General features: G+C 68.6%; 4 protein-coding genes and 1 pseudogene. 1 reads left to right on the top strand and 4 read right to left on the bottom strand.

The window, feature by feature from the left end; all coding sequences use genetic code 11:
* Nucleotides 1–336 (top strand): heterodisulfide reductase-related iron-sulfur binding cluster (locus ACIBL4_RS36210; protein ID WP_399416046.1); only part of this gene is annotated, 336 nt, incomplete at its 5' end.
* Nucleotides 337–646: 310 nt separating this feature from the next.
* On the opposite strand, the pseudogene ACIBL4_RS36205 reads toward ACIBL4_RS36210, so the two are convergent.
* The 4 genes and pseudogenes from ACIBL4_RS36205 to ACIBL4_RS36190 all read right to left on the bottom strand — a co-directional run.
* A pseudogene (locus ACIBL4_RS36205) lies at nucleotides 647–1,087 on the bottom strand (SDR family NAD(P)-dependent oxidoreductase); the annotation flags it as partial.
* A gap of 81 nt (nucleotides 1,088–1,168) precedes the next feature.
* Nucleotides 1,169–2,602: a family 43 glycosylhydrolase gene (locus ACIBL4_RS36200; protein WP_399416045.1), complete on the bottom strand. Its 1,434-nt coding sequence runs from the start codon at nucleotides 2,600–2,602 to the stop codon at nucleotides 1,169–1,171.
* Between the two features lie 58 nt (nucleotides 2,603–2,660).
* The gene (locus ACIBL4_RS36195) at nucleotides 2,661–5,273 is read right to left on the bottom strand and encodes a family 78 glycoside hydrolase catalytic domain (protein WP_399416044.1); all 2,613 of its coding nucleotides are present in this window, start codon (nucleotides 5,271–5,273) and stop codon (nucleotides 2,661–2,663) included.
* A complete protein-coding gene (locus ACIBL4_RS36190) occupies nucleotides 5,270–6,166 on the bottom strand; it encodes a carbohydrate ABC transporter permease (protein WP_399416043.1) in 897 nt (298 codons plus the stop codon). The genes ACIBL4_RS36195 and ACIBL4_RS36190 overlap by 4 nt, the downstream gene beginning before the upstream one ends.
* Between the last annotated feature and the right edge of the window lie 2 nt (nucleotides 6,167–6,168).

The following is a 6,168-nucleotide window of genomic DNA, read 5'->3' as shown; positions in this document are numbered from 1 at the left end:
GAGATGCACCGCCACAAGGAGCGCGGCTTCTGCTGCGGCGCGGGTGGTGCGCGGATGTGGATGGAAGAGCGCATCGGCAAGCGCATCAACAACGAACGCGTCGACGAAGCCCTCTCCCTCAACCCCGACATCGTCTCCACCGCCTGCCCCTTCTGCCTGGTCATGCTCACCGACTCCGTCAACGGCAAGAAGAACGACGGCAAGGCCAAGGAGTCCATCCAGGTCGTGGACGTGGCACAACTCCTGCTGGACTCGGTCAAGACCACCGCCACCGACGAACCCGAAGGCGGCGACGGCCAAACAGCCGCCCAGCCCCAACCGCAACCGGTCAAGTAAGCCGAAACCCGCAAGGACAGCCGTAACGGCCGGGACCGCACCACACGGTCCCGGCCGTCGCCGTATCCACGCCGTAAGCCTCTCGCTGCCCGTACACGCTGAGCTGCCCCAACAAGCGCCTGACGGGGGGCCGGCCCCGGCTCTCGGGCGGGCCGACGCGGATCGGGGAAGGAGGGGTGCGGCTAGACCTGGACCGGGCGGCGTGGGGCGCACAGGGCCCAGATGATGAAGCCGTCCACGATCAGCAGGACGATCGACCACACCGGCGTGTACGGCAGCCAGGCGAAGTTGGCGATCATGCCGAGTCCGGCTAGTCGGGCAAAGGCTCGGAGTAGTGGCGGAAGCCGTCCCGGTCGGTGTGGATGTCGTACAGGCGCTGGGCCAGGGCGTCGGGACTGCTGTGCTCGGCTTCGGGCCGGATGGCTCCGGGGATGATCAGCTGGGCGGCGTGGATGTTCTCCGGGGCGAGCGCGTCGTGAAGCATGTGGGCGTAGGCGTTCTCGGCGGCGAAGGCGATCGAGGTGCCTGCGACCTTCGGGTTGGGACGTACGGCGCTGGAGCCGTTGACGAACAGCAGCGTGCCGCGGCCGAGTTTGCGCATGCCGGGCAGGACGGCGTGCACCGCGGTGACGGGGCCCTTGACGGAGAAGGCGAGCGGGGCGTCGAGGTCGTCGGCGTTGGTGTCGAGGACCGGCTTCATGAAGTGGGCCTGGGGAACGGGGCTGTACTGGAGGATCTCGCCTGCCGGGCCCCGGGCGCGGATGTGGACTCCGGACAGGCCGAGGTGCACGGCCCGCCCGGAGTCCCCGCCGGTCGGCGGTTGCCCTGCGCGTCAGACGACCATCCACTGCTGGTTCGCGCCGGCGGTGCACGCTGTCTGGTCCAGGGCGGCGCCGTTGGCGGTCGACGCCCCGGCGACCTCCAGGCACTTGCCGCTGCGCACGTTGGCGAAGGTGACGTAGCCGCCGATCACCGCCGTCCTCGTCCACAGCTGGTGTGAGGCCCCGGTGCACGTCGACTGGACGGCCACCGCGCCGTCGGCGGTGGAGGCGCCGGAGATCTGCAGACACTTGCCGCTGTTGACGTTGACCAGTTCGTAGTTGGAGCCCACGGCCCTGGACACCCACTGCTGGTTGGCCCCGGAGTTGCAGTTGCCGGAGTTGACCGCAGCTCCGTCCGCCGTGCTCAGGCTCCAGACGTCCGCGCATTTGGCGCTATTGCGGTTCAGCAGGTGGTTGTTCGCGGCCCCGAGCGGACTGGCGATGACCGGCCAGCCGCCCGCGAAGGTCACCTGCCGGATGTCGAGGGTCTCCTGGCCTGAGTTGTTGCCGTCGTAGTAGTGGTAGGCGAGGAACTTGGACGTGCCGTCGTCGTAGGCGTCGGCGCCGCCGGCGGCCACCCTGGGGTATGCGCCGGTCAGGACGGTGGTCCCGCCACCGGAGGCCATGTCCGTGCCGTTCTGGTCAAGGTAGGGGCCCGTGATACTGGTGGAGCGGCCGACCACGGTGTAGTAGGTGCTGTTGACGCCGCTGCAACAGGTGCCCTTGGAGCCGAAGAGGTAGTAGTAGCCGCCGTTGAGGATGATCGTCGGGTTCTCGATGCCGACGGCGATGTGCCACAGGTTGTTGTCGGTGGTGGACAGCTTGCCTGTGGTCTGGTCCAGGACATGCATGTAGGTGCCGCTGCCGGTCCAGGAGCCCCAGGAGATGTACAGCCGGCCGTCGGGGCCCCAGTCGACGTTGGGGTCGATCGGGTAGTTGACGTCCGTGACCATGCCCTGGTCGGTCCAGGGGCCCTCGATGTTCGTGGCGGTGGCCAGGCCCATCACCGCGTAGTTCGAACCCCACAGCGAACCGGCGTAGTACAGATGGTAGACACCGTTGAAGTACTTGATGTCCGGAGCCCAGATGTTCGGCGGGGTCGAGCCGAGCTTGGTGGTGATCCAGGACGGGGTCGACGACCAGACGTTGCCGACCTTGGTCCAGCCGGAGGCCGCGGTGCCTGCGCACGTCTTGCGGAGGGTGATGGATCCGCTGGGGTTGAGCGGGTCGTTCTCAAATCCGGTGGAGAAGCCGTAGTAGCAGCTACCCACCTTGATGACGCTCGGGTCGTGCATACGGAGATCACCGCTGAGTGCCTGTGCGGGGGAGGCGGTGATCAAGCCGAGAACCGTCAGGAGGGTGACGACAGTCGTGGCGAGGACGGAACGCTGCCGAAGTCTGCGTATTCCGGGGCCGGACTCATCGGCGGCGTGACGGTTGCTCATGCGAGACTCCTTTGTTTCGCTGCGGTGTTGGCGCGAACCAACCGGGATCATGGACGGGTCAGTGTGAGCCGTAGGCGGGATACGGTCGTCGGGTGATGGTGGTCCCGGTCGGCAGGGTGCTCACGCCTCCGTCGGGCCACTCGATCCGTCCGGTGGCCCCCGTGGGCACGGTCGTTTCGACGGTGAGATTCGCTTCCTGCAGCTCCCACCGGATCGCCACGCGCCCGTACGGTGACTCGTGGATGGCGCTCGCCCAGGTGAGGCCGCCGCCTGGTCGTGGGCGGAAGACGATGTCGCGGTAGCCCGGCGCGCCCGTGGTCAGACCGGCGACGGTGGTGTGCAGCCATTGGGCGACGGCGCCGAGGGCGTAGTGGTTGAACGAGGTCATCTCGCCCGGATTGACGGTGCCGTCGGGCAGCATGCTGTCCCAGCGTTCCCAGACGGTGGTGGCGTCATGCTTGAGCGCGTACAGCCACGAGGGGCACTCCTGCTGGAGAAGCAGGGCGTAGGCGGTCTCGTCATGGTCAGTGGCGCTCAGCGCGGGGGCGACCTGCGGAGTGCCGATGAAACCGGTCTGGATGGTGTGCCCGCCGGCCTCGACCAGTTCGGCGAGGCGATGTCCCGCCGCGGCCCGGGACTCCGCGTCGGGGAGAAGGTCGAACTGTAGGGCGACGGCGTACGCGGTCTGGGTGTCGCTGGTCATGCGGCCGTCGGGCAGCAGGTACGCGTCGGCGAACGCCTGTTGGACGCGTCGCGCGAGTTCCCCGTAGTGGTCCCGGTCGTCTTCGCGCCCCAGGACGTCGGCGGTCCATGCCACATGCCGCAGGGACCAGGCGTAGTACGCCGTGGCGATGAGGTGGCGGTCGGTGCGGCCGGCGCTGGGGTCCTCGGGGGGTGCGAACGGGTCGAGCCAGTCGCCGAGTTGGTAGCCGCGATTCCACAGGCCCGACTCGTCGGCGAGTTCGGTGATGAGGTCGACCCATCGCCGTGCGCTCTCGTACTGTGCGGCGAGCAGACCGGAGTCGCCCGAGGCCCGGTAGAGATCCCACGGGGTGAGTGCGACGACGTCGCCCCAGCCGGCGCCTGGTCGGGCGGGGGTCCACTGCTCGCCGCCCGGGATCTCGGGTACGTACCAGGGGACGGTCCCGTCGGCGTGCTGTTCGACGGCGACGTCGCGCAGCCAGGATGCGAGCATGCCGTGGCAGTCATACAGGAAGGCGGCGGTGGGCGCGAAGACCTGGATGTCGCCGGTCCAGCCGAGCCGTTCGTCGCGCTGCGGGCAGTCGGTGGGAAGGTCGACGAAGTTGCCGCGCAGGCTCCACACCACGTTCTCGTGGAGCCGGTTGACCTGTTCGTTGGAGCACGCGAACCAGCCGGTGCGTGCCATGTCGGTGTGGTGGACGCGGGCGACGACGTGGCGGTGCGGGTCGCCTCCGCGCCAGCCGGTGATTTCGGCGTACCGGAACCCGTGGATGGTGAAGCGTGGCTCCCACGTCTCGGGTCCTGCACCCCGCAGGACGTACCGGTCGGTGGAGACGGCATCACGCAGGGGGCGCACACACAGCTCACCGTCCTGGAGCACCTCGGCGTGCCGGATGACGACCGTGTGCCCTGCCGGACCGTCCACCGTGATACAGACCCTGCCGACGAGGTTCTGCCCGAAGTCCACCAAAAGACGGTCGGCGTCAAGAGCGGTCACCTGGACGGGGCTGATCTCCTCGGTACAGCGCACCGGCGGGCCGGTGGGCGCGACCAAGGTCGCCAGGTCCCGGTCGACGACGTCTACCAATGACCAGTTGGCATCGTCGAATCCGGGCTTCGACCAGCCGGGCAGCTCGTCCCTCGCGTCGTAGGTCTCGCCGTCCAGGAGCCCCGAAGTGAGGATCGGTCCCTGGCCGGCGAGCCAGGAGGTGTCAGTGCCGATGACGGTGACGGTTCCGTCGCGGTGGAGGATCTCCAGTTGGGCGATGAGCGCGACCCGGTCGCCGTAGAGGTCGGCGTGGCCGCCGCCGAAGCCCAGGCGCCCGCGGTACCAGCCGTCGGCCAGCCACGCGCCGATGGCGTTGGCGCCGGCGCGCAGGTGCTCGGTGACGTCGTGGGTCTGATAGCGCAGCCGATGGTGGTAGCTGGTCCAGCCGGGCGCGAGGGTGTGGTCGCCGACCCGTCGGCCGTTGATCTCGATCTCGTACAGGCCGTGGGCGGTGACGTACAGCCGTGCGCGCTCGACGTCCGCGGCGACGGCGAACTCCTTGCGCAGCAGGGGCGGCCGGCGTTCGGTGTCCGGCCTCTCCAGCCGGTGTGGCTCGTGCGGTGAGATCGCGCGGGCCGTCCAGTCCGTCGGTGTCAGCAGGCCCGTCTCGATGCGCAGCGGTGGGCTCCAGCCGCTGGCCACCTGCTCGGTTCCGCGGACCCGCACCCGGACCTCGCAGGCTTCCCGGGACGTCAGTGGCCGCAGGGGCCAGGGGACGAGCACGGAGTCGCGGGAGGGCACCCAGCCCGTGCGGTACGTCCCGTCGGCGCGGGTGGCCTCGATCTCATAGGCGTGCTGCGTCCAGTCGGCGGGTGCTGTGGTCTTCCAGGAGATCCGGGGCGACGACTCGCCGATGCCGAACGGCTCCCGGTGATGTTCCGCGGTGGGGACGGCCACCGCGGGTATTCGCTCGTCGCTCATCCCTTCACCGCGCCGGCAGTCAGGCCCTTGATGATGCGCTGGTTGATCAGCAGGTAGAGCACCAGGGCGCCGACGACGTTGATGCTGATCGCGGCGAACAGCGGTCCGTAGGCCGTCTCTCCGTACTGGCCGGTGAAGTTGAGCAGTCCGACCTGGACGGTGCGCAGGCTGTCGTCGGTGGTGAACGTGAGCGAGACCAGCAGGTCGTTCCAGATGAAGAAGAACTGCACCAGCGCGACCGTGAAGACGGCGTTGCGGACGACGGGGAATCCGATCCGCCAGAACGCGGTGAGCATGCTCGCCCCGTCGAGGGTGGCGGCCTCGAAGATCTCGCGCGGGACTGCCCGGAAGTAGGTGGCCATCATGAAGACGGTGAGCGGAAGGCCGACCGCGGTGTAGGTGATGATCAGCGGCCACATCGTGCCGGAGAGACCGCCCTGGAAGTACACCCGGAACAGGGGCAGCAGGATCATCTGGCTCGGCACCATGATGCCCAGCAGGAAGACCAGGAGCACCTGGTGGCGGCCGCGCCAGATCATCACCTCCAGGGCGAAGCCGGCGGCAGTGCCGAGGACGATGATCAGCGCGAGTGAGGGCACGGTGGCCAGGAGGCTGTTGCTGATGTAGAGGCCGACGTTCCCGCTCGTCCAGGCGTCGGCGTAGTTGTGCAGGTCCCAGTTCCCCGGCAGCGACCAGGCAGGATCGTTCACGAACTCGGACTGGGTCTTGAAGGAACTGAGCACAAGCCACAGCAGCGGCGTCACCTCGACGACCACCAGCAGCGTGACGAGCAAGTTGCGCGTCAGGCGCCGGGCATAGGCCCGCCCTCGGACGGAGCCCGCCCCGGGACGGGCGAGGATTTCTCGCGGCGGTGCCGTCATGGTGTCGGTCATGG

It is taken from the genome of Streptomyces sp. NPDC050416, assembly GCF_044458845.1.
Lineage (GTDB): Bacteria > Actinomycetota > Actinomycetes > Streptomycetales > Streptomycetaceae > Streptomyces.
This window is presented reverse-complemented; position numbering and strand designations above follow the sequence as displayed.